This window comes from Bernardetia sp. (genome assembly GCF_020630935.1).
GTDB lineage: Bacteria > Bacteroidota > Bacteroidia > Cytophagales > Bernardetiaceae > Bernardetia.
In genome coordinates, this window is the sequence record NZ_JAHDIG010000002.1 from 80,332 (window position 1) to 102,091 (window position 21,760).

Annotated in this window: 21 protein-coding genes and 1 other RNA gene; 13 read left to right on the forward strand and 9 right to left on the reverse strand. The window is 32.6% G+C overall.

Annotation, left to right across the window (positions count from 1 at the left end):
• The first annotated feature begins 109 nt into the window (after positions 1–109).
• Positions 110–886 carry a class I SAM-dependent methyltransferase gene (locus QZ659_RS01000; protein WP_291720535.1) on the forward strand — a complete coding sequence of 259 codons (777 nt, stop codon included), beginning with the start codon at positions 110–112 and terminating at the stop codon, positions 884–886.
• On the opposite strand, the gene QZ659_RS01005 is transcribed toward QZ659_RS01000, so the two are convergent.
• From QZ659_RS01005 to QZ659_RS01015, 3 genes are read right to left on the reverse strand one after another with little or no spacing between them, the layout of a single operon-like run.
• Positions 887–1,720 (reverse strand): hypothetical protein, encoded by an 834-nt coding sequence (locus tag QZ659_RS01005; protein WP_291720538.1) that lies wholly within the window; start codon positions 1,718–1,720, stop codon positions 887–889.
• Between the two features lie 12 nt (positions 1,721–1,732).
• Complete coding sequence (locus QZ659_RS01010; protein ID WP_291720541.1) at positions 1,733–2,566, reverse strand: hypothetical protein; 834 nt, start codon at positions 2,564–2,566, stop codon at positions 1,733–1,735.
• The gene (locus QZ659_RS01015; RefSeq protein WP_291720545.1) at positions 2,553–3,380 is read right to left on the reverse strand and encodes a hypothetical protein; all 828 of its coding nucleotides are present in this window, start codon (positions 3,378–3,380) and stop codon (positions 2,553–2,555) included. Before QZ659_RS01015 ends, QZ659_RS01010 begins: the two co-directional genes overlap by 14 nt.
• Between QZ659_RS01015 and QZ659_RS01020 the strand changes: the two genes are divergently transcribed.
• Entirely contained in the window at positions 3,363–4,334 is a 972-nt protein-coding gene (locus QZ659_RS01020) for a cytochrome-c peroxidase (protein WP_291720548.1), read from the forward strand. The genes QZ659_RS01015 and QZ659_RS01020 overlap by 18 nt on opposite strands.
• Here QZ659_RS01020 and QZ659_RS01025 read toward each other — a convergent pair whose 3' ends face one another.
• A complete protein-coding gene (locus QZ659_RS01025; protein WP_291720551.1) occupies positions 4,335–4,622 on the reverse strand; it encodes a hypothetical protein in 288 nt (95 codons plus the stop codon).
• Positions 4,623–4,793: 171 nt separating this feature from the next.
• On the opposite strand from QZ659_RS01025, the gene mutL reads away from it, so the two are divergent.
• The gene (gene mutL, locus QZ659_RS01030; protein ID WP_291720554.1) at positions 4,794–6,890 is read left to right on the forward strand and encodes a DNA mismatch repair endonuclease MutL; all 2,097 of its coding nucleotides are present in this window, start codon (positions 4,794–4,796) and stop codon (positions 6,888–6,890) included.
• Positions 6,891–6,894: 4 nt separating this feature from the next.
• On the opposite strand, the gene QZ659_RS01035 is transcribed toward mutL, so the two are convergent.
• A complete protein-coding gene (locus QZ659_RS01035; RefSeq protein ID WP_291720556.1) occupies positions 6,895–7,773 on the reverse strand; it encodes an N-acetylglucosamine kinase in 879 nt (292 codons plus the stop codon).
• Between the two features lie 97 nt (positions 7,774–7,870).
• On the opposite strand from QZ659_RS01035, the gene QZ659_RS01040 reads away from it, so the two are divergent.
• The 3 genes from QZ659_RS01040 to QZ659_RS01050 are packed head-to-tail and all read left to right on the forward strand — an operon-like array spanning position 7,871 to position 12,349.
• Complete coding sequence (locus tag QZ659_RS01040; protein ID WP_291720559.1) at positions 7,871–10,459, forward strand: AAA family ATPase; 2,589 nt, start codon at positions 7,871–7,873, stop codon at positions 10,457–10,459.
• A gap of 58 nt (positions 10,460–10,517) precedes the next feature.
• Positions 10,518–11,591, forward strand: a complete 1,074-nt coding sequence (locus QZ659_RS01045) for a 5-methylcytosine restriction system specificity protein McrC (protein WP_291720561.1) — start codon at positions 10,518–10,520, stop codon at positions 11,589–11,591.
• A gap of 14 nt (positions 11,592–11,605) precedes the next feature.
• Positions 11,606–12,349 (forward strand): protein phosphatase 2C domain-containing protein, encoded by a 744-nt coding sequence (locus QZ659_RS01050; RefSeq protein WP_291720564.1) that lies wholly within the window; start codon positions 11,606–11,608, stop codon positions 12,347–12,349.
• A gap of 4 nt (positions 12,350–12,353) precedes the next feature.
• Here QZ659_RS01050 and QZ659_RS01055 read toward each other — a convergent pair whose 3' ends face one another.
• The 3 genes from QZ659_RS01055 to rnpB all read right to left on the reverse strand — a co-directional run bounded on the left by QZ659_RS01055 (position 12,354) and on the right by rnpB (position 14,533).
• Positions 12,354–12,707 carry a hypothetical protein gene (locus QZ659_RS01055; protein WP_291720567.1) on the reverse strand — a complete coding sequence of 118 codons (354 nt, stop codon included), beginning with the start codon at positions 12,705–12,707 and terminating at the stop codon, positions 12,354–12,356.
• Positions 12,708–12,797: 90 nt separating this feature from the next.
• Entirely contained in the window at positions 12,798–14,069 is a 1,272-nt protein-coding gene (locus tag QZ659_RS01060; protein WP_291720569.1) for a hypothetical protein, read from the reverse strand.
• 66 nt (positions 14,070–14,135) lie between these two features.
• Positions 14,136–14,533, reverse strand: an RNA gene (gene rnpB, locus QZ659_RS01065) — RNase P RNA component class A.
• A 322-nt stretch (positions 14,534–14,855) separates the two neighbouring features.
• Between rnpB and QZ659_RS01070 the strand changes: the two genes are divergently transcribed.
• On the forward strand, positions 14,856–15,413 hold the full coding sequence (locus QZ659_RS01070; RefSeq protein ID WP_291720571.1) for an STAS/SEC14 domain-containing protein: 558 nt from the start codon (positions 14,856–14,858) through the stop codon (positions 15,411–15,413).
• Between the two features lie 60 nt (positions 15,414–15,473).
• Here the strand turns inward: QZ659_RS01070 and QZ659_RS01075 are convergent, their stop codons facing one another.
• A complete protein-coding gene (locus QZ659_RS01075; RefSeq protein ID WP_291720573.1) occupies positions 15,474–15,665 on the reverse strand; it encodes a hypothetical protein in 192 nt (63 codons plus the stop codon).
• Between the two features lie 221 nt (positions 15,666–15,886).
• On the opposite strand from QZ659_RS01075, the gene QZ659_RS01080 reads away from it, so the two are divergent.
• The 6 genes from QZ659_RS01080 to QZ659_RS01105 all read left to right on the forward strand — a co-directional run bounded on the left by QZ659_RS01080 (position 15,887) and on the right by QZ659_RS01105 (position 21,735).
• Positions 15,887–16,801 (forward strand): hypothetical protein, encoded by a 915-nt coding sequence (locus tag QZ659_RS01080; RefSeq protein ID WP_291720576.1) that lies wholly within the window; start codon positions 15,887–15,889, stop codon positions 16,799–16,801.
• 264 nt (positions 16,802–17,065) lie between these two features.
• Complete coding sequence (gene gyrB / locus QZ659_RS01085; protein WP_291720728.1) at positions 17,066–19,033, forward strand: DNA topoisomerase (ATP-hydrolyzing) subunit B; 1,968 nt, start codon at positions 17,066–17,068, stop codon at positions 19,031–19,033.
• A gap of 366 nt (positions 19,034–19,399) precedes the next feature.
• A complete protein-coding gene (locus QZ659_RS01090) occupies positions 19,400–19,591 on the forward strand; it encodes a hypothetical protein (protein ID WP_291720579.1) in 192 nt (63 codons plus the stop codon).
• A 113-nt stretch (positions 19,592–19,704) separates the two neighbouring features.
• Positions 19,705–19,890: a CsbD family protein gene (locus QZ659_RS01095; protein WP_291720582.1), complete on the forward strand. Its 186-nt coding sequence runs from the start codon at positions 19,705–19,707 to the stop codon at positions 19,888–19,890.
• A 173-nt stretch (positions 19,891–20,063) separates the two neighbouring features.
• Positions 20,064–20,222: a lmo0937 family membrane protein gene (locus tag QZ659_RS01100; RefSeq protein ID WP_291720585.1), complete on the forward strand. Its 159-nt coding sequence runs from the start codon at positions 20,064–20,066 to the stop codon at positions 20,220–20,222.
• 106 nt (positions 20,223–20,328) lie between these two features.
• Positions 20,329–21,735: an HTTM domain-containing protein gene (locus QZ659_RS01105; RefSeq protein ID WP_291720588.1), complete on the forward strand. Its 1,407-nt coding sequence runs from the start codon at positions 20,329–20,331 to the stop codon at positions 21,733–21,735.
• The last annotated feature ends 25 nt before the right edge of the window (positions 21,736–21,760 follow it).

Genomic DNA, 21,760 nt, shown 5'->3' on the forward strand with positions numbered 1-21,760 from the left:
AGTTGTGATAGCCTTTATTTAACTGAAATATTGCTTTGCAGTGCTACATACCTACAAAAAAACTATATTTGTATTTGCTTAAATTAATCTGTTTATAACTAGAAAAATAATGAACCCAGTTTTAAAGCAAATCATAGCCACTCGTGAAGTAGAAGATAAGAATGGCAATTTAATAAATATAGACAAAACATCTATTTCATATCAAGAAGGAGACTTGATTCAAAAGTATATTCGCCATATAAAAGCTGAAAGAAGTTTAGAAGTGGGCTTGGCATACGGAACATCGTCTCTTTACATTTGTGATGCCTTGGAAAAAACTGAACGTACGGCTCACTATGTAATAGACCCATATCAGAATAATGAAGGAGTAGTATGGGAAAGCATAGGCATAATGAACTTAAAAAAAGCTGGTTTCATGGATTTTACTCGCTTCTTTGAAGAGCCTTCGCATTTAGCGATTACTCAACTAGAACGAGAAAAAGTAGAAGTAGATTTTGTATTTATAGATGGTGAGCATACATTTGACCACGTTTTGGTAGATTTCTTTTTATCAGACAAAATTTTAAGAGATGGAGGAATCATAGTCTTTGATGATACAGATTGGCCTTCTATTCGTAGAGCATGTTCATTTATTATACGAAACAGAGATTACAAAGTGTTAGACTTTCTGCCATCTTACCACACGAAAAAAGGATTGAGCATGAAGCATAAACTATATCAAAATATAGTTTATGTACAAGAGACATTAGTGCCTGAAAATACCTATTTTCTTCCTAAAGATGCACAACATGGAGGTAAAATAGACCAAATGACGGCAGGTGGAATGCTTGTCATGCAAAAAATAAAAAGCGATACTAGAGCTGCAAGCTATTATAATGAGTTTTAATTAGTTCCAAATACTGGTTTCTGTTTGTTTTGTCAGTAGAGAAACTCGTGTTTTGTATTTCTGTTTTATCTGCTGGGCAATATGAAGCTCTTTTTTATCTTCTGTATAAAAATTTAGAGTTACAAACTGTGTGGCATAAGCTAAGGCAAATAGAAAATTTTTAATTTCATCTTCTGAATATTTGGGTAGTCTGTGATGAACAATTTGTTCATTTTTTAAGAAAATATATAAGCTGTTGTCTGATGGAACGACGTCTTCTTGAATTAGGCTACCCTTTTGTTTCTGAGTAATTTTAAAGCTATTTACATACTCAATAGCTTTCATTTCATAGAAAGGATAAAATTTTTCTCCTCTTAGCTCAATGCCATTTTCAAGGATTTTTATTTTAGAATATTTATTTTCTAGTATATCTTTAAAATAATTAGTCTTTACTATAAGTCCTACTCCTAAAGAAATCCCTACAGCTAAAAATAGCTGAATTAGAAAATAGCTATCTGAAAAAATTTTTGAAAAACCAACTATCAAAAAAGTTGCTAAAAGAGTAGAAATAATAATTTGAATTTTCTCACTAGAAGCCTGTTCAGACAGAGTAAAACTAAATTTCTCTCGTTTCTTTGCAAAGAATGAAGGTGTAGGCTGTGGAATGAAATCTAGTGTTTCAGACTGTTCACAATGCTGACTATTCATATACTCCCAACTATCTTTCAAAAAAACAGACTGACAAACACTACAAAATACCACTTCATCTTGTCCAGTTATTTTATCTCCAGTAACAGCATCTTTTCTTCCAATAACGTGGGAGTGATTTTGTTTATCAAGTTGATGAATATTCATTTTTAGTATCTCTTAGTTAGTGATTATATTATCAGTGACCCAAATGTTGCCTTCATATTTTTGTTGTATGCTCCTTAAAAGCCCTCTTTCTCTTCTGTTATTCGTATGAAAGTGAACATCTACGGAATTTGCAACTGAAGCAAGACCAATATAAATAGGTCTAATTTGCTCATATTCTCTTATCGAAAGATATTTTGTGTGAGTACTTTTATCTTTTAGCTCAATAAGCAACTTGTATTGTTTTCCTAGTTTTTTGGTGGTGATTTTCTCTATCTGATTGTAGTAATATAAGTGATTATCAACGCTTATTCCTATATTTGACATTTTAAACCTAGATTGATAGTTTAGGAAATTAGAGTCTCTTATTTTTTTGCTATATGTTTCAGGCCATGTAGGTTTAAAAAGATAGGTAACAAAAAGGACAATGACAGATAAGAATGAGGTAAACTCTGTTTTTTGTCCTCGGAAGGCATTACTTGGAAAAAGCATCCACATAAGTACGACTACTATACTAGCAAAAATTAGATATATGTTTGTTATTCCAAACATAATAATTTCTTTTATCATTTTAATGAAAAAATAATCTAGTCCTTCTGTATGTTCATAAATTATAACTTCTTCTTTTCTCATTACCAACTGTTCAGTAGGCTTAGGAACAGTACTTAAGGTTCTATGCTGTCCACAATGTTCTCTATTCATATATTCCCAACTATCTTTCAAAAAAACAGACTGACAGGCAGCACAAAACACGACTTCATCATCAGCTTTGATAGTGTCACCAGTAACTCCGTCTTGTCTTCCAATAATATGGACGTGGTTTTGTATATTAATTTTATGACTTTGCATTTTTCTCTATTCTAAGTACTGAAAATTGTGCTGTATAATTTCTTTCTATGCTTTTAGCCATTCCAAACTCTTGCCCATTAGACAAATGAACTGAAGTGGGAACAAATTGAGCTACCCAAACTAATCCAAATAAGAAATCTTTAGTTTTTTCATATTCATCCTTCGGACATTTATGCTGAATAACTTCCCCATTTTTGAGATACAATGTAAGTTTGTTTTGCATATTATTTTTGGTGTAAACTATTTTTTGAATATCGTAGAATAAATAGGTTTTGTCTTTTCTTAGTTCTATTCCATTTTCTAAAATTTTGATACTTCTTTTATCTGCTCCTGTTATTTTTTTGAATAGCTTGTTTCCAAATAATAAAGTAAGAAGATGAATAGAGCCAAATACACCCAAGAAAAGTAGAACCATGTATAAAGCAAAAGTAACCCAGTGTTCGAATTTAGGTAAGAACTTATTTGTAAATATGAGTAAATAAATCCACCCACAACTAGAAGCTATAATTAAACTAAATGCAAACAAACCTAATATTCTATTTTTAAACGTACTAAATGTTTCAAAAATCAGCTTGGCTTCCTTTTTCTTGGCTATCAGATTTGGAACAGGTGCAGGCACAAACCCCAGTGTTTCAGTTTGCCTACAGTGCTGTCGATTCATATATTCCCAACTATCTTTCAAAAAAACAGACTGACAGGCAGCACAAAACACGACTTCATCACCAGCTTTGATAGTGTCACCAGTAACTCCGTCTTGTCTTCCAACAATGTGAACATGTTTTTTTATATTTAATCTATGAACCGAATACGACATTATTTTTTTCTTTCTTGGTTTGCTCTACTAATTTTTTCTTGCACCAATAAAAAGGAAATTTATAGTGTTTCTATGCCTTCTTATATGCCACCCTTACCCAAAAATCCATCTCACAATCCAATGACAACAGAAGGAATTGAACTGGGTAAAATGCTTTTCTTTGATACAAAATTATCTAAAAACGGTAATATTTCTTGTGCAACGTGTCATAATCCCAAACTCTACTTTACAGATAACTTACAAACAAGCCACTTAGGAACAACAGGTAAAAAACTACCTCGCAACACGCCCACACTTATCAATGTAGTTTATTCAGAAAACGGACTTTTCTTGGATGGAGGAATAAAAAACCTTGAATCGCTCCCTGCTGCCCCACTCCAACACCCAGACGAAATGGCAATGGATTTGAAAAAACTGCCTAACCTATTACAAAATGATAAAGATTATCCAAACCTTTTCAAAAATGCTTTTGGAACAGATAGCATTACAAATGCACTTATTTTTAGAGCTTTAGCACAGTTTCAACGAACAATTATTTCTCCTTCTATAAATTCAGAATATAGTTTTGTTTCTAAATGGGATAGCGTTAAGCAAGAAAAAGCTACATTTTCAAACCTAGAGCTAAAAGGACAGTCACTTTTCAAAAGCCACTGCAACACTTGTCATACTGCACCTTTATTTTCAGATTATCAGTTTCATTTTGCTCATTTGGATACGATAACAAATCCTACAAAAATAAATGATAGAGTAGAGTTAGGAAGACAAAGAATCACAGAAAACCCAAAGGATTATCTCAAATTCAAAACGCCTACATTGCGTCATATCTCCAAAACTTTTCCGTATCTGCACAACGGAAGTATTGAAAAGTTAGAATATTTTGCTCAGCCAAATGATTCTATGAAATTGAATATAGAAGAACAGAAAGCTTTACTAGCTTTTTTGAAATGTTTGTGATTAGATGCTACACGAATCGCTATCTCTTGGGACTTCAATACCATCAATATCGATAAGTCTATCCAAACGAATTTTTACGTTTTTTGCCTCTGTATTTTCTACTACTTCAAAAATCATAAACTCTTCTCCGTTTTTAGTCTCCAAGTCTCTGACTTTTATGTTCTGCTGAATAGTCTTTTTATACTCTGTATCTAAATAGTTGATGGCGACTGTTTTTCGTGTGGTGGCAAAGGCTTCTAAGTTGTCGTAAAATCCACAATCGACAGGGATGTATTTTTGGTTTTTCATGGCTTTAAAAATTTTGTTTCTTTTAATCAAACGAAACCACTTTATTTTTGGTTGTTGTATTTTATTTGTTTGCTTCTTTAGATTTGACGAACTTTGAATTGATGGAAAATGAAGAATTAAAGAGCTTAGTTTCTCATTCATCATTCAAAACTCACCATTCATAATTCCTTTATGTTAGATATTATCCGTTTACTTCCCGAATCGCTTGCCAATCAGATTGCTGCTGGAGAGGTCGTTCAGCGTCCTGCTTCGGTGGTAAAAGAAATGCTGGAAAACTCTGTTGATGCAGAAGCAACAAGTATCGAATTGGTTTTGCAAGATGCAGGAAAGGCTCTTATCCAAGTCATTGATAATGGAAAAGGAATGTCAGAAACGGATGCTAGAATGTGTTTTGAGAGACATGCGACTTCAAAAATTGTAGAGCAAGAAGATTTGTATAATATTCGAACATTTGGGTTTAGAGGTGAGGCAATGGCTTCTATTGCAGCCGTAGCACAAGTAGAACTCAAAACAAGGCAAGAAGACCAAGAAATAGGAACGCATATTTATATTGAAGGTTCAGAAGTAAAAAAACACGAACCTACTGCTACGCAAAAGGGAAGTTCTATTGCTGTCAAGAATTTATTTTTCAATACACCTGCACGAAGAAAATTTTTAAAATCAAATTCGGTAGAGCTTCGTCATATTACACAAGAATTTGAGCGTGTTGCGCTGGCAAATCCTCATATCAATTTTTCTATGCACCACAATGGGCAAGAGGTGTATAATTTGAAAGAGGGAAAACTAGCAAAGCGAATTGTGGCAATGTTTGGAAAAAGCTATCAGTCAAATCTTCTGACGTGTCAAGAGGATGTAGAAACCATCAAACTTCTAGGATATGTTGGGAAACCACAGGCAGCTAAAAAGACAAAAGGCAGTCAGTATTTTTTTGTGAATAATCGTTTTATAAAAAGTGGTTATTTACACCATGCCGTCATGACGGCTTATGAAGGACTTTTGCCAAAAGATGCTCACCCTTTTTACGTTTTGTTTATCGAAATTGACCCAAAGAAAATTGATATAAATGTTCATCCTACCAAAACAGAAATCAAGTTTGATGATGAAAGAACGGTTTATGTAGTCGTACAGGCAGCCGTAAAACAGGCGTTGGGTGTGCATCAAGTAGTTGCGCCATTGGATTTTGATACAGATACGAATTTTTTGAACCCTTCAAAGTATATTAATAAAGTTGATGATAAGGAGAGTAACAACTCTGAAGGAAATGATAAGAACGAAGATTCAACTCAACAGCCGAGAACTTTTATTTCAGATTTTTCAAAATACGATACTCAGTCTGATGATTTTATTGGTAGATACGATAAAGAAGAGAATAAAGGAAAATATGGAAGCTACATTAGTGAGCCTTTTAATAGAAAAAAAGAATTAAAAGACTACCAGCGACCAGAACCTACTGAAAGAGAACAAAATAATCAAAAAAACTGGGAAAGAATTTACCTTAATGAAGAAGAGAGAGAAAACGCAGGAACTAAAAGCAAACAGTTTGAAAAAGATAGTTCGGAAAAAGATTTTATCGATGAAATAGATGAGCTTGCTCAAAACCCTGTTACGTTCCGAAGTGCAGCCAATAACCTTTCTAAATCTGAACTGGAAAATGAGCTAAAATCTACACAATCTAAGTTAGAAAAAAGTGATAAACGCCATGTTTTTTGGGTAGCAAATCGTTTTGTAGCTAGTCCGACTAAGTCGGGAATGATTCTGATTGATGCCTCGGCTGCCCACGAACGCATTTTGTACGAGCGTTACGAAAAAAGTATTTCAAAAAGTGCAAACGCCACTTCTCAACAACTTCTGTTTCCTTCTACACTTTCGTTTTCTATTGTAGATTATGAGCTTTTGAAGGAAGTTTTGCCAGAACTGAAAAGTTTAGGCTTTTCCATAGAAATAGATGAAAAACTAGAACAAAAGCAACAAGCTCGTTTAATTGGACTTCCTGCCGATTTGCTCAAAGAAAAGGGAGAATCTATTTTAGAAGCTCTTTTAGAACAGTTTAAATACAACCAAACGACAGTTAAGATTCCGAAGCGAGAGAATATTTTGCGCTCTTTTGCCAAACGTGCCTCTATGCAAGCCAAAACGTTTTTCTCTAATGAAGAGATGCAAAGTCTTATTGATGAGCTTTTTGCTTGTAGGCAGCCGAACTATACTCCAGATGGAAAAAAAATCTTTATGCTCTTAGATACAGAAATGATTGAACAGCTTTTTTTGTAATGTTTTATTTCTCAATCAACCCCTCAATCGGACTTTTAACTACTCTCACAAGCTCTCCTCCCATTTCTTCAATTTGCCTTTTTAAAATATCTTCAAAATAGTAACCTACCGAACCCACAGCATAAAAACTTAGTTCTTCGCCTTCAAATTCAACTCGTATTCTATCTAAAAACTCATCAAAACAAGATTCCAAAAATTCTCTTATAAACTTTTGTTTTTTGTGTTTATGAAGAAATGGAACAAAAGAAGCAAAAAACTCATTCGGTTTTGGTTCTTGATAGGCTCTTTTCAAAACCTTTTCTCTTGTCAGTCCATATTCCTTATAAAATAAATCGTGAATGTCATTAGGCAATGCCCCATGAAGAAAGTCTATTACAAACTGCTTTCCTATAAAGCCTCCACTTCCTTCATCGCCTAACCAAAAACCTAAGTTTGTCAGTTCTTTCAATATATTTTTCCCATCATACAAACACGCATTTGAGCCTGTTCCCAAAATCATGATGATTCCCATTTCATCTTTTGAGTTATCATAGACCGAGCGAGCAGCACCCAAAAGGTCGTGAGCAACTTCTATTTTTTTTGCCTGTGGAAAGAGAGTTTTTAAAGCCTCATAGACTATTTTTCTATTAGCTTCCGTAGAAGAACCTGCGCCATAAAACTGAATTTCCTCAACTTTACAAAGATAGGGTTCTAAAAAATCAGTGGACTCATTTTGGTTTTCAAAGTAATGTTGATTTATAAAGTTTTTGCCTTCTTCTACCATTTGTTCTGTCGTAAGAAAATATGGATTCCAGCCACCTGATTTCCATCTAAAGATTTTTCCTTCATCAGTTTTTAATGCCCAATCCGTTTTTGTTGAGCCACTATCTGCGTAGAGTATCATTTTTATAGGTTTGTTTTGGCTATTTTTTGTAAGTTTATAAAATCAAAATTAGATAAAAATATTATTAAAATCTTGATACAGATATACTCATAAAACTATGCAGCAACAATTTGACTACATTATAAATCTTGCTAAAGAATACCATCACTATAAGGAAAATCCGACTGCTCTATTTTCTGCTATCAATACTTTATCTAAAAGTCAGCTAGAAAGCATTTATGAAGAGTATGCAGATAAAGAACGTAACTTTCAACCTGTGGTTTTACTACGTGCAGAGGTGGCTCGTTTGGCTTTAGAGGGCAAGGCTATAAATAAAGAAGTTGTTGAGGAAATAAAGGAAAAGATACGCAAAAAAGATAAAAACTATTTTAGTCATCTTACAGAGAAACTCATCACAGAGATGGAAAATTATGGTTTTTCCAAACGTGATATTTTTTCCAATTGGCAACAGGCATGGACTATCTTTCATTGCTTTTTCTATCGTGGAAAAGTAAAAGAAACAACACAAAGTTATTTAGAACAAATTGCAAAAGATTTACTACTTACACTAGATGTAAAAGACTATAAATTTCATATTGTAGATTTTCAAGGTTCGGCTAATTTTGGAAGTGATTTTTGTTGGCTTGGTCTGTATCCTATAAAAAATGAATCTCATAGAGATGCTTATCAGTTTTTTGTAGAGTTTAAAACTAAACCCAAAGCAGGGAAGATGATGGGTAGCGACCTCAAAAAGCCTCATAAAAATGATTTAAAGAATATATCTTCATACCAAGAAATTGTAAGTTGTTTGCAGAGCTTAAAGCAAGAGATTATTACACTCAATGAAAAAAATAGAAGTTATTATAAAATTGCTATACAGGACGAAAGCCAATGGAAGTTTTATCTACAAGGCTACATAAGTATGAACCATGAATTTTTAGGAGATGTACTTCCAGACTATGATTCTCTTGCCGAAATAATGAAAGATAAAAGTAGGTTTGGTGAAAAAACACATAATAAAAGATGGAACTTATGGCTGTTCCAAACAGCTAAAATAGGAGACATTGTTTTTGCAGCGAAAGGAGTAAATACGTGTTTAGGAATAGGAATTATTGAAAGTGAAATACTTGATAAAACTGATGATATGATGTTCAATACACCTAATACAGTATATAGAAGAGTAAAGTGGATAACTACTAAAAAATATAATCATCACGATAATGGACTTGGAGATAGTATTCGTTTATTTCGTAATGATAGTTTTAGCCCTACAAAGAAATATAAAATAATTTTGGAAGAATATATTAGGCAATATCCAGAAATCTCTCAGACTTTTGAGAAATATAATTTACCTATTGAGATAGATATAGTAGAAGAACTAAACCAAACTAAATATTCAGAAATAGAAGTAAGAACTAACCAACCAAAAAAGCAGAAAAATATTAAAGGTCCGAAATTTCTTAGGTTTATAAATCCATTATTGCAAGCCTTGAATGAAATTGGAGGCGAAGGCAAGTCATCAGAAGTTGTACAGAAGGTAATTCATAATATGAAAATTCCTACTCAAGAATTAGAAAAAAAATTAAAGAGTGGACAAATTAAGGTGAAAAATAACATAGCATGGGCAAGAAACTATCTGAGAGAAGGTGGTTATATTTCTAACGAAAAACATGGCATTTGGAAACTAACAGATATAGGTAAGAATAAACAGCTCACAGATAAAGAAATAATGTTATTGTTCAAGCAAACACAAGCAAAGTATGCAAGTGGTAAGAATCAAGAAGTAGAAGAAAGGCAGGAGGAGAACAATGTAGAATTAAACCAAAATCCAATTTATAATTTCAAAAACGACAAAGAAAAACCTTTTATTAGCGAAGAACAGTTTTTAGAAACTGTCGAAATTTTGAAGCGAAAGAAAAATATCATCTTGCAAGGTGCAGCAGGCGTAGGAAAGACGTTTATTGCTCGCAAAATAGCCTATCAGATTATGGGAGAGACCAATAATCTGAATATTGAAATGGTACAGTTTCATCAATCATATTCTTATGAAGATTTTATACAAGGATTTCGTCCTATTAAAGAGGGTTTTGAGTTACGAGATGGTGTTTTTTATGAGTTTTGTAAAAAAGCACAAGTCCATCCAAAACGTCATTTTTTCTTTATCATTGATGAGATAAACAGAGGAAATCTAAGTAAAATTTTTGGCGAACTGATGATGCTCATAGAAGCCGACAAGCGAGAGGAAAAGTTTGCGCTCAAGCTGACCTATTCCGAAGATGAAAATGATAATTTTTTTGTTCCTAAAAATCTTTACCTTATCGGAACAATGAATACGGCTGACCGTTCTTTGGCGATGGTGGATTATGCACTTCGTAGGCGTTTTGCTTTTATAAATTTGAAGCCAGATTTTGGGGAAAGTTTTAAGGATTTTTTGATGGAAAAAGGTATTTCTCAAGGTTTAACAAATCATATTTCAAGTTCTATTCAAAAAATCAATCAAGAAATTGCTTCTGATATGAATTTGGGAGAAGGCTTTCAAATCGGACACAGTTATTTTTGTGATTATGAAAAAGAAAAGCAAGATGAAAAAGATTGGTTCGAACAAGTAATAAAGTTTGAAATTCGTCCTTTGTTGGAGGAAATTTGGTTTGATAATTTGGAAAAAGTGGAGGAGATGATGGAAATAATACGTAAAACAGACTTCTAGTCTGTTAGTATAAAACCTAAAAGTGATTTTATTCAGACAGCATGTCTGAAGTACATTTATGAAAATACCAATAAAAAATATTTATTATCTACTCTGCTATGCTTGGAATAAGCTAGAGGAAAGCGAGCGCATCAAAATTGATGTAGAAGACAAAACAGAGCTTTTAGATTTGTTTACAAAGGTCTTGATAAATGCTACAAAAGTGCTGTTGAAGCGAGGTTTGGATAGAAACTACATTGAAAATGTGCAGGAAATAAGTGGTATAAAAGGAAAGCTGCAAACTAGCCAAACACTCAAAAAAAATCTACTTTTAAAGCAAAAAACGCTGTGTAGCTTTGATGAGTTTTCCTTTGATATTCTTCAAAATCAAATCTTACTTTCTACTATTCAAAGGCTTATCAAAACCCAAAAATTAGATAGAAAACTAAAGACAGAACTTGTTTTTCTACAAAGAAAACTTCCCAAGACGATTCAAAAAATAGAACTTAAAAGTCTGCTATTTCCTCAAGTCAAAATTCATAGAAATAATCGTTTTTATGGTTTTGTGATGAATGTTTGTCAGATTATTTATGAAAATACGTTGCCTTCTGAAAATAAAAATGAACAGGGAAATTACACTTTTTCAGATTTTACAAGAGATAAACGCAAGATGAATGTTTTGTTTGAAGCCTTTATCCGTAATTTTTATAAGCTAGAACAGACAAAATATACAACTGTAAAGAGTGAAATTATAAAATGGGGTTTTGAAAATAATTTTGAACTGCAAAGTGAAATTGGTTTTTCAGAAAGTCATAAATATTTACCTAGAATGGAAACTGACATTTCCTTAGAAAATGAAACAGAAAAAATTATTATTGATGCAAAGTTTTATCAAAATACAATGGCAGAAAACTATGGTAAAGAAAAAATATTTTCATCAAATCTGTACCAACTTTTTAGTTATCTTCTAAATCAAGAAGATGGCAGTAACAAAACAAAATCAGCAACTGGAATTTTGCTTTATCCAACCATAGAAAAGGAATACAACCTAGATTATCAATTCAAACAACATAAAATCCAAATACGAACACTTAATTTGAATGCTGATTGGCGAGAAATTGAAAGGCGTTTGAAACAAGTTATAGGAGTTTAGTTTTAAATAAAGCAATGAAAATATACACTACTCTACAAATTGGAGAGTTTCATACCAATTATTGTGAAGATTTTTTAGTGCAAGAACAGATAGGTTCTAATGAAATTCTGATTGCTGTTTTGGATGGTTGTACGATGGGAACAGAATCTGTTTTTGCTTCTATGTTGTATGGGAAAATTCTTAGAAAAATAGCTAAGGAAATGTTTTATGGGGAATTTATTTCACCTAAAAACGAAGAAGAAAATTTAAAAGTCAAACTAAAAACAGTTTTGAAAGAACTTGTTTTACAGACAAGAGAAGTCAAAAATAAATTGGGTTTGGATAAAAATGAACTGCTCTCTACACTTATTTTAGGACTCATTGATACAAAAAATCATAATGCAGAGTTTATCACAATAGGCGACGGACTTATCTGTGTTGATGGAAAACTTACAGAGTATGAGCAAGACAACACACCAGATTATTTAGGATATCATCTTTCAGAAGATTTTGCAAAGTTTTATCAAAATCAGTATCAAAAACTTTCTGTTCCAGACTTTGAAGATGTATCCATTTGTACAGATGGAATATTTACTTTTCAAAATTTGGAAAATAAAAATCAACAAAAAAGTGAGAGTGAAATTATAGACTATCTTCTTCTTGACACTCAATATTCTGAATTTGATAACTTTTTAGATAGAAAAATCAGAAATTTAAAGAAAATAAATCATTTAGTTACGGACAATTTAGCCATTATTCGTATCATAAAATTGAAATAGTGATTTATTTTTGCTGTGTTGTTTTGTCTTTTGTTCGTGCTACTTTTTGCATTAAATAGCTTTTTGTTTCTTCATCTGTAACGTTATTCAATGCCATTTCATAGAGCGTTTGGGCTTGCTTAAAATTATTAGCAAAATAAAAACTATCAGCTTTTTTGATAAGTAAACCTTCTAATTTGTTTTGATTACGTTTTTGTGGGTTTTCTGAAGGCTCATCATAAATTTTTACCCCCAAAACTTCTTGACTTATCTTGGTTTCTGAATGATTTTCTTGAGAAGCACAAGAACCAAAAATAATTAGGTAAGAACACAGTAGTAAAAAACTATAAGGAGCAAAATGGAGGAGCTTATTTTTCATAAATAAAATAATAATAGATAAGATATTGTTTGTGGTAGTATTACTATTAGATACGTGATTTTTACTAAAAACATTTGTTCTAATTTAAACTCAAAATTTATAATTCAAGAAAAGTAAAATTATTATAATTAACAATGAAAAAAACTGTACTTGTTTTCTCCAATTTTTATCCATTTTATGATATGATTTAGAATCTTCGATGGAATTACTCCACGCTGTAAAGGCATCTACCATAACAAGCTGACCAAAAATATATTTTTTTTGTTTGTCGAAAGTATGAGTTGCTCCAAAAGTCTCTATACAATTTCTTAGTTCGTGGTAGAGTGTCCAATCATTATTTTGAGCAGCAGCTCGCTGACCTACAATAGAGGCAGCTCCTCCAATTTCCCACACTATCAGACCAGCATCTATATCGCCTTCACCTTCTATTCCTTTTGGATATTCTCTGACTCCATTAAGTCCAACATGTTCTTCAACAAATAAATTTTTATAAATACTATATTGTGATGCAGCAAAATCAGCATCTATTTTTGGAAGAAAATTGAGCATTAGACTTTGAGAAGAACCACGAGCTGTTTCATCTGTAAAACCTTGACTTTCTTCTGAGGAGTGAGGAATCAGACCTGTGGTCGAATCTAAATGAACTTTGACTTTCTCTATCCAACTTTTAGTAGTTAGGGCGTATTTGGCAATTTTATTATGATATGATTGGTTGCTATTATTTTCAAAAATATCCTTATACAGCTGTAAGGAAGCTATACAGACTACCATATCGGCAGCCCAAGTTTGGCTACGATAACTCTCTAAATAAGGAGAAACAGAGTTTTGTGTAGCCGAATCAATCTGATTACATTTTTCTTCGAACAATGACAGATGTGTAGAATCTAATTGTAGTTTATTTTTAGATTGCAGAAGTAGATATTTTCCCAAAACATAATTACTCCAACCACTATAAAAAGCTCCGTATTCTAAGGGTAAGGAATTGTTAAAAATACGTTTTCCTTCTTTAGAATAAATCTGTTTGATAGTCCAGTTTATTTCTTTTTCTGCTTCTTGATAAATTTCTGTATTGGGTTGTATTTCCTTGACAAAATTAATCCAACTAAGCGCATAGAGTGAATTGATAAACATAAAACCCTCTGGAAAAATATCCTGCATACGTTTACCTGCATTCTTTTTGTGTAGTTCTTCTTTTAAAAATTGAAGTTGATGATACAGGTCTTCATTGTAAAGACCATTTTTATCTTCTATGAAATTTGGAGTGTAATAAAGAGAATAGTTGAAGAATAGGAGGAAAAAAACAAGCGAAAAAGAAAGTATTTTGAAGACAATCCGAAAGAATTTTTTCAAGAAGTCAAACATAGATGTAAGGTTGTTTTTTTTAATAAAAACCTCCGTATAAAACGAAGGCTTTCATTAAAATTAAGTTGTAGAAATAGGTCTGTAAGCCGAGTCCTGTCTAGTCTTATCATTTATCTACACTGTTTTTTGCAAAACAGTTCTAACGACCTACCCGTCTGCTCCAGCGAGCCACTTTTCTGTTTTAAAAAACAATCGCAGACTTATTTGGTCTTTCAGCACATGGGGTTTATTCGCCCAAAAAAGTTACCTTTTCTGTCGGTGCGCTCTTACCACACCTTTTCACCCTTTCCATTTTAAAATAAAAATGGTGGTTATTTTCTGTAACACTTTCCGTCTATACTTACAACTTATAATTTACTTGTATAGCCTTCCCGTTAGGAAGCATGTTGCTCTGTGCTGCTCAGACTTTCCTCTTTCAAGTTTCGTGTAGAACGAAATATGAAAGCGATAAGATAACCTATTAAGTTAAAATTGTTCAAATTTATCTATGAATTAGATAAAAAAACAACAAAAAAACGATAAAAGTCGTTTCACAATGTACTATCGTTTAGCAAATATCAAAATATTTTATCAATTTTGCAGTATTATTTTTTGATAAAAGTTAAATAATAATCTGAAAGTGATATTTGACTATGTTTGAAAGTAAGTTTCAATCAAACTTAAGATATAAATTCTTATCCCTTTCCCCTTAAAATTGTTATATTTTTTGTTGAACCTTCTTTATATCATGATTTTACGTTTAGATTTAATTTTAACTCCTTCTTCCCCTTAATAATTTTTATTCTTATGATGATTCATTCTTTTAAGACAATACACCGAGAAGAGTATGCTTCAAAAAAACAAATGTTTGATGAAGCACACAGTGCTTACAAAAAAAAATTAGAAAAAAGAGAAGTAAAAATGCCTGTCGAAAAGACAGTTCTTTTTGAAGTTCCTCATGCAAGAATCAGTTATATTCCTAAAGCCTCAAGCAATAAAGAAGCTGTCAGAGATGGCGTTTTAGCTTTAGAATGGCGAGGAGACATAACCGATGAGCAATATAAAGAGGCAATGAATAAAGTACTTGAGTTTACTTATCTTTACAATACAACAGGCTTATTACTAGATGCTATGGAATTGGGTTATGTCAGTATGTTTGCTCGTGCTTGGCTAATGCTAGACTGGATTCCTCGTATGCAACAGCATCAAGTAGAGCATGCTAAACTCGCTATCTTACGTACAGATGCTCCTATGCACAAAGTAGGAATAGATTATGTAATAAGCTATGTACAGCAAATGATGCCTTACGAGTGCAGATTTTATATGAATAAAGACAATGCTATAAATTGGCTCTTTAGAAGATAATTTATTCTTTTGAAATTTTTGTTGAAACACGTTTTTTGTATAAAAGAACGTGTTTTGTTTTTACATCAAATGTACAGGAAGGTAATAAATAGCTTTTTGTTCATCAGAATCTGATACATCTTTATTGGGTTGTATGTCTTTGTTCTTTTTGGGGTGTTTGTTTTGGCTAGGTATATCAGATATAGAACTACTTTTTTTGGAGAAAGAGCTAGACCAGAGAAAAGAAAACAGATTAATTTTTAGTGTTTGCATAATAAGTAGTTGATTATTTTCTTATTTGATATTGCAAAATTAAATCCAATAGTGGAGATAAAAACTTGAAAGTCAGGTGTTTTATCACTCGTACAAGTCTTACTTGCATGTTCTTCAAAATCGAATTCAAACCTATTTTTTCTATATTTCTTGTAACTTTGGCGTAATTATCTATTGATAATGTGTGGAAAATTCAGAACGATTTGATGTTACCGTCAATTATGATAGAATTAAAATATCCTCGTCAGCGTATTTTTATAGCTTTCTTGGTTTATACCTTACTCTCCTTTGCTGTGGCTACCCTTAGCTTTTGGCTTTTTAGACGTGTCGAATCCATTAATCTTTTGGCTGACAAAGTTCACCAACTTCATATCCATATTCGTAACCTATCTAAGTTAAGAAGTGATTTTTTACTAAATGAACCTCTAAACGAAGGTTTTTATAAGACAGGAAGCAGTCGTTTTTTGAAAGAATATGTAGTTAGTCAGTCAGAGATAATAAGTTCTATTGATTCTATTAAAAAATCTCCCCAAGCTAAAAAATGGGGATTAACCAAAGATTTGGATTCATTACAATATAGAGTCAGAATAAGTACAGATATGATGAAAGAGTTAGCTCGTAAAATCAGACTTAGAGGCTATAAAGACTATGGCTTAGAAGGTGTGATGAGAGAGTATATAAGGCTGTTAGAAAAGCAACCTAAAATCAATAAAACATTGGTGTTGCAGCTTCGTAGGCATGAGAAAGATTTTATAAATAGATTAGATAGTACGTCATTAAATAAGTGGAAAGAAAATTTTTCAGCACTAAAAAAAGTAATAATAGAAAGTAGTAAATACGAGGCAGAAGAAAAATATAAGTTTATGGCATATTTAGGAGCTTACAAAGAGGCGTTTTACCACTTTGTTGAGGTAGATTACGATGTTGGTTATCGACAAGAAACAGGCTATACAGCACTTACTAACCAAAAAGACCAAGAAATTCTAAACCACATAGAAAAATTAGATGCTTATTCTCAAACTAAAAAAGACTCAACCCTCGTACAGCTACGATTTATTACTGTTGTCGTCGTAACAGCTTCTGTTATTGCTTCTATGCTTTTGAGTTTGTCGTTTCCATATATTATGAAAATTTAGACTAATTTTCTGATTTTTTATTGTTTGATTTGAAGAACTTTTAATCCATACAAAAGTCCCTGTTATGATTGTAATAGACGGCTTTTTTTTGTATATTTGTATGATATATTTTGGAATGAATTATGCCTATAATCAGTTTAGAAATAGCTGTAAAAAAAATATTTATTTTTTTTGGTGTGAATCATAATACAAGAAAAATACAATTAGCATTAACATAAGATAATGGCAGAAAATAATAAGGAAGAAACATTGGCAGGAGTAGATATGGAAAACTCACAGACTCCTCAAAATGGAAATTATTCGGCTGATAATATTCAAGTTCTTGAAGGTTTAGAAGCTGTTCGCAAACGCCCAGCGATGTATATTGGTGATGTAGGGATAAAAGGTTTGCATCATTTGATTTGGGAGGTGGTAGATAACTCTATTGATGAGGCTCTTGCAGGACATTGTGATACCATACACGTAACTATAAATGAAGGAAATACAATCACAGTTAGAGATAATGGACGTGGTATTCCTACAGATATTCACTCTAAAGAAAATCGCTCTGCACTAGAAGTAGTCATGACAGTTCTTCATGCAGGAGGTAAATTTGATAAAGATACATATAAAGTTTCGGGTGGTCTGCACGGTGTAGGTGTTTCTTGTGTAAATGCTTTATCAGACCAAATGAGAGTAGAGGTACATAGAAATGGAAAAATATTCGAACAAGAATATTCTTGTGGTGCTCCTCAATATGCTGTTCGTGAAATTGGAAAAACAGATATTTCTGGTACAGAGGTTACGTTTCATCCAGATGCAAGTATTTTTACACATTCTGTATTTAAGTATGAAACAGTAGCTAATCGCTTGCGTGAGCTTTCTTACCTCAATGCAGGAGTGAAAATTACACTTTCAGACCAAAGAGAAGAATTTGGAGAAAAAGACGAAAATGGAAAATTTGTAACCGAAACATTTCTTTCAGAAGGTGGATTGCGTGAGTTTGTAGAATATTTGGACAAAAGCCGTACGCCAATTATTCCAAATTCTGTATATGTAGAAGGCGATAAGAATGATATTCCTGTACAAGTGGCTCTACTTTACAATACATCCTATTCAGAAAATGTCTTTTCGTATGTCAATAATATCAATACCATAGAAGGTGGAACACACGTAACAGGTTTTTATCGTGCCTTGACAAGAACTCTAAAAAGTTATGCTGATAAAAATGGCTTGACAGACAAAAAAGTAGATTTGTCAGGTGGAGATTTTAGAGAAGGAATGACAGCAGTTATTTCTGTAAAGGTAATGGAGCCTCAATTTGAAGGACAAACCAAAACCAAACTTGGAAACTCTGAAGTTTCTGGAGCAGTAGAATCTTGTGTTGCTGATGCACTTTACAACTATTTGGAGGAAAATCCGAAAGAAGCAAAAACTATAATCCAAAAAGTTACGTTGGCTGCACAGGCTCGTATGGCTGCACGCAAGGCTCGTGAGATGGTACAACGCAAAACGGCTCTTAGTGGAACAGGCTTACCAGGAAAACTTTCTGATTGTTCTGAAAAAGACCCAGAAAAATGTGAAATCTACCTTGTCGAAGGGGACTCTGCAGGTGGGTCGGCAAAGCAAGGAAGAGACAGACAAAGCCAAGCTATTTTGCCTTTGCGTGGTAAAATTCTAAATGTTGAAAAGGCGCAAGAGCATAGAATCTATGATAATGAAGAAATTAAAAATATCATTACAGCACTTGGCATTCGCTTCGGAGAAAATGAAAATGGAGAAAAATATCTAAATCTTGATAAACTCCGTTATCACAAAATTGTAATCATGACCGATGCCGATGTGGATGGTAGCCATATCAGAACGCTTATCCTTACACTTTTCTTCCGTTATATGAAGGAGCTTATTGAAAAAGGATATGTTTATATTGCACAACCTCCTTTATACCTTGTCAAAAAAGGTAAACAACAAATTTATTGTTGGGATGAGCCACAACGTGAGCAAGCCATGAGAGAACTTGGTGGAGGAAACATGAATGGTGTAAATGTACAGCGTTACAAAGGTTTGGGGGAGATGAACCCAGAACAGCTTTGGGAAACAACAATGAATCCAGAAAGTAGAAGTATGAAGCGTGTAGATGTAGAATCTGCTGCTGCTGCCGATCAGCTTTTCTCTATGCTTATGGGAGATGAAGTTGCTCCACGCAGAGATTTTATTGAGAAAAATGCTCGTTATGCTCGTGTAGATACTTAATCAACTAATATTTTCTACAACTCAATATTGAAAAACACCTTTAAAAATCCCATTTTAAAGGTGTTTTGGCTTATATCAACCGTGAAGTAAAATGTATTTTGAAATTATTTTAGATTTTATGTAACCTTTTTACCAGCAAACGAGTATATATAACTAAACAAACGCATTAGATAGTTTTGCTTTCTAAGTTATAAGAAAGCCATTTTTTAGAAAAATCAATCATTTTTTTATATTGTATTTTTCAAACTATATACCACTAAATAAAGCGTTGTCATAATCAAAGATATTTTTCAAGAGTTTAAAGCAAGTCTTTATTTGCTGAATTCTATTTTTTACCGTCCCAAAAAGACATTAATTTTTTCAACTATGAACTTCAAAGCAATCATCAGTATTTTCCTTATTCTTATGGGTATTATCGGATTGGTAGTAGGTGTATTCGGTATTTTCGGACAGAACCTTTCTAATCAAAACCCTTGGATATTTGCCATTTTAGGAGTGATTTTCTTTATTTCGGGAATGGGATTATTCAAAACTACAAGTGGTAAGGTGGAGGGATAAAACATTACTAAACCTTTTTAAATAATCTATAAACAGCAATTTAACTACAAATTAGCCCTTATAAAGCTAGTTGAATTATTATATTTTTTAACCTAAATTTTTTAATCTTTATTATGGACAAATTAGAATATAAAGGAACTTGGAATGAAGTCAAAGGACGTTTGAAAAAATCGTATGGTTCTCTTACCGACGACGATTTGACGTACGCAGAAGGTCAAGAAGACCAAATGCTAGGTAGAATTCAGAAAAAGCTAGGCAAGACTAGAGATGAAGTCGTTCAAATGATTAGATCTCTGTAAAGTCGTAGAAATCGAAAATTAATTTTCTCAATTAGGAAGAAAATACAGGATGTAGAAGCTACGGTGGTCTAATAAATGCGTTTTCTTCTTAATTCTTATCTTTCATAAACAAAATAAATATTCACAGAAGTATATTATTCTTCTATTTTTTAATCTAAACTTTTCAAATTATTATGGGTAACTTATTATATATTATCGCTGTTGTTCTTGTTATTGTATGGGCTGTAAGTTTCTTTTCAGGAGCTTTTACAGGTGGAATCGTTCATGTTTTATTAGTTATTGCTATTGTAGCTGTACTTTTACGTGTAATCCGTGGTGGTAAAGTCATTTAAATCAGACTGAAAACTAAATAAGAAACTAAATAAACCCTTTTATCTTTCATTAGATAACAAGGGTTTTTCTTTGTCTGCAACAGTGGATTTGATGTATATTTGTCAGATGAATACTATAAAACAAGACAAATCAGATAGCATCAAAAATTTGTTAAATCATCCGATTGATATTGCTCCATTAATCTATGCTAGAGTCATATTAGGACTCTTAATGACAATTGAACTTACTGGAGGGGCATTATCACCATATGCTCAAACACTGATTCACGGAGATTTGCATTTTTCATATTCTTTTGCTCCTTTTATAAAGCCTTGGTCAGAACCATTACTACTGTATGTGCATTTTGGAGTAAATTTTATTTTGGGTTTGATGGTTGTTTTTGGATTTAAGTATCGTTTTGCTTGTGTAGCAATGTTTCTATCATCTATATCTATTTTCTTGATGGAAAAAACGCTCTACATCAATCACATTTATTTGTATTGTCTTCTGTTTTTAGTTTTTGCTTTTCTACCAGCAAATAGAGCTTTTTCGGTAGATACTTACCAAAATCCACAACTTAAATCTTCTGAAATTCCTGCTTGGACAGTCTATTGTTTGATAGCGCAGCTAAGTATCGTATATTTTTATGCAGGACTTGCTAAATTAAACATTGATTGGTTACACGCCCAACCGATGCAACTTTGGCTTGCTAATAAAATTAATCACCCTGTTCCATATTTGGGGATTTTGCTTTCACACAAATATCATGCTTTCTTAGTTGCCTATGGTGGAATTGCATTTGACTTGTTAGTTGTACCTCTGATGCTTTGGAAAAAGACACGAAAAGTAACATTTATTGTTGCTATATTTTTTCACTCTACCAATGCTATCACTTTTGGTATCGGAACATTTCCTTGGTTTTCTATTGCTGCTACAGCTTTATTTTTTTCTCCTAAAACGTTTAGAACGTGGAAATTTTTCAAGCATTTAGGTAAAAAGCTCCCTGCACCAAACACACATTTTTTTCAGTATTCTGATGAGTCAAAGTTTTCTCAAAGGTTTGTGTATTCATTTTTTTTCTTATTTTTTATAGTTCAGTTTTTCCTTCCTTGGCGAGCTTATCTCTACCCAGAAGATCCAAGTTGGACAGAACAAGGACATTTTTTTTCGTGGCGTATGATGCTCCGAACCAAACGAGGAAATACGGTTTTTAAAGTCAGCGATACAAACTCTAACAAACAAGAAACTGTGCGTCCAATGGAGCATCTTTCATTTAAGCAGAGTAACAAAATGCAAAAAGACCCTGATATGATTTTACAATACGTTCATTTTTTGGAAGATTTATATAAGAGAGAAAAAGGCTATCAAGACCCTATCATAAAAGTAGAATCTAAAATGTCGCTCAACAACAGAAAACCCCAGCGTTTTATTGATCCAAATATAGATTTGACGAAAGAACAACGAACGTGGAAGCCCTATAATTGGGTAGAACCTCTTACAGAAACAGCATATAAAGAGGAAAAAAGGCAATAAAAAATGACACAAGAATAACCAAATT

What these genes read in the sequence shown, in the direction of transcription:
- QZ659_RS01040 (WP_291720559.1), top strand. Translation starts at nt 7,871, where the DNA reads ATGCAGCAACAATTTGACTACATTATAAATCTTGCTAAAGAATACCAT.
- QZ659_RS01010 (WP_291720541.1), bottom strand. Translation starts at nt 2,566, where the DNA reads ATGCAAAGTCATAAAATTAATATACAAAACCACGTCCATATTATTGGA.
- QZ659_RS01090 (WP_291720579.1), top strand. Translation starts at nt 19,400, where the DNA reads ATGAACTTCAAAGCAATCATCAGTATTTTCCTTATTCTTATGGGTATT.
- QZ659_RS01035 (WP_291720556.1), bottom strand. Translation starts at nt 7,773, where the DNA reads ATGATACTCTACGCAGATAGTGGCTCAACAAAAACGGATTGGGCATTA.
- mutL (WP_291720554.1), top strand. Translation starts at nt 4,794, where the DNA reads ATGTTAGATATTATCCGTTTACTTCCCGAATCGCTTGCCAATCAGATT.
- QZ659_RS01055 (WP_291720567.1), bottom strand. Translation starts at nt 12,707, where the DNA reads ATGAAAAATAAGCTCCTCCATTTTGCTCCTTATAGTTTTTTACTACTG.
- QZ659_RS01075 (WP_291720573.1), bottom strand. Translation starts at nt 15,665, where the DNA reads ATGCAAACACTAAAAATTAATCTGTTTTCTTTTCTCTGGTCTAGCTCT.
- QZ659_RS01060 (WP_291720569.1), bottom strand. Translation starts at nt 14,069, where the DNA reads ATGTTTGACTTCTTGAAAAAATTCTTTCGGATTGTCTTCAAAATACTT.
- QZ659_RS01045 (WP_291720561.1), top strand. Translation starts at nt 10,518, where the DNA reads ATGAAAATACCAATAAAAAATATTTATTATCTACTCTGCTATGCTTGG.
- QZ659_RS01020 (WP_291720548.1), top strand. Translation starts at nt 3,363, where the DNA reads ATGAACCGAATACGACATTATTTTTTTCTTTCTTGGTTTGCTCTACTA.
- QZ659_RS01080 (WP_291720576.1), top strand. Translation starts at nt 15,887, where the DNA reads ATGATAGAATTAAAATATCCTCGTCAGCGTATTTTTATAGCTTTCTTG.
- QZ659_RS01000 (WP_291720535.1), top strand. Translation starts at nt 110, where the DNA reads ATGAACCCAGTTTTAAAGCAAATCATAGCCACTCGTGAAGTAGAAGAT.
- QZ659_RS01095 (WP_291720582.1), top strand. Translation starts at nt 19,705, where the DNA reads ATGGACAAATTAGAATATAAAGGAACTTGGAATGAAGTCAAAGGACGT.
- QZ659_RS01100 (WP_291720585.1), top strand. Translation starts at nt 20,064, where the DNA reads ATGGGTAACTTATTATATATTATCGCTGTTGTTCTTGTTATTGTATGG.
- gyrB (WP_291720728.1), top strand. Translation starts at nt 17,066, where the DNA reads ATGGAAAACTCACAGACTCCTCAAAATGGAAATTATTCGGCTGATAAT.
- QZ659_RS01105 (WP_291720588.1), top strand. Translation starts at nt 20,329, where the DNA reads ATGAATACTATAAAACAAGACAAATCAGATAGCATCAAAAATTTGTTA.
- QZ659_RS01015 (WP_291720545.1), bottom strand. Translation starts at nt 3,380, where the DNA reads ATGTCGTATTCGGTTCATAGATTAAATATAAAAAAACATGTTCACATT.
- QZ659_RS01025 (WP_291720551.1), bottom strand. Translation starts at nt 4,622, where the DNA reads ATGAAAAACCAAAAATACATCCCTGTCGATTGTGGATTTTACGACAAC.
- QZ659_RS01050 (WP_291720564.1), top strand. Translation starts at nt 11,606, where the DNA reads ATGAAAATATACACTACTCTACAAATTGGAGAGTTTCATACCAATTAT.
- QZ659_RS01005 (WP_291720538.1), bottom strand. Translation starts at nt 1,720, where the DNA reads ATGAATATTCATCAACTTGATAAACAAAATCACTCCCACGTTATTGGA.
- QZ659_RS01070 (WP_291720571.1), top strand. Translation starts at nt 14,856, where the DNA reads ATGATGATTCATTCTTTTAAGACAATACACCGAGAAGAGTATGCTTCA.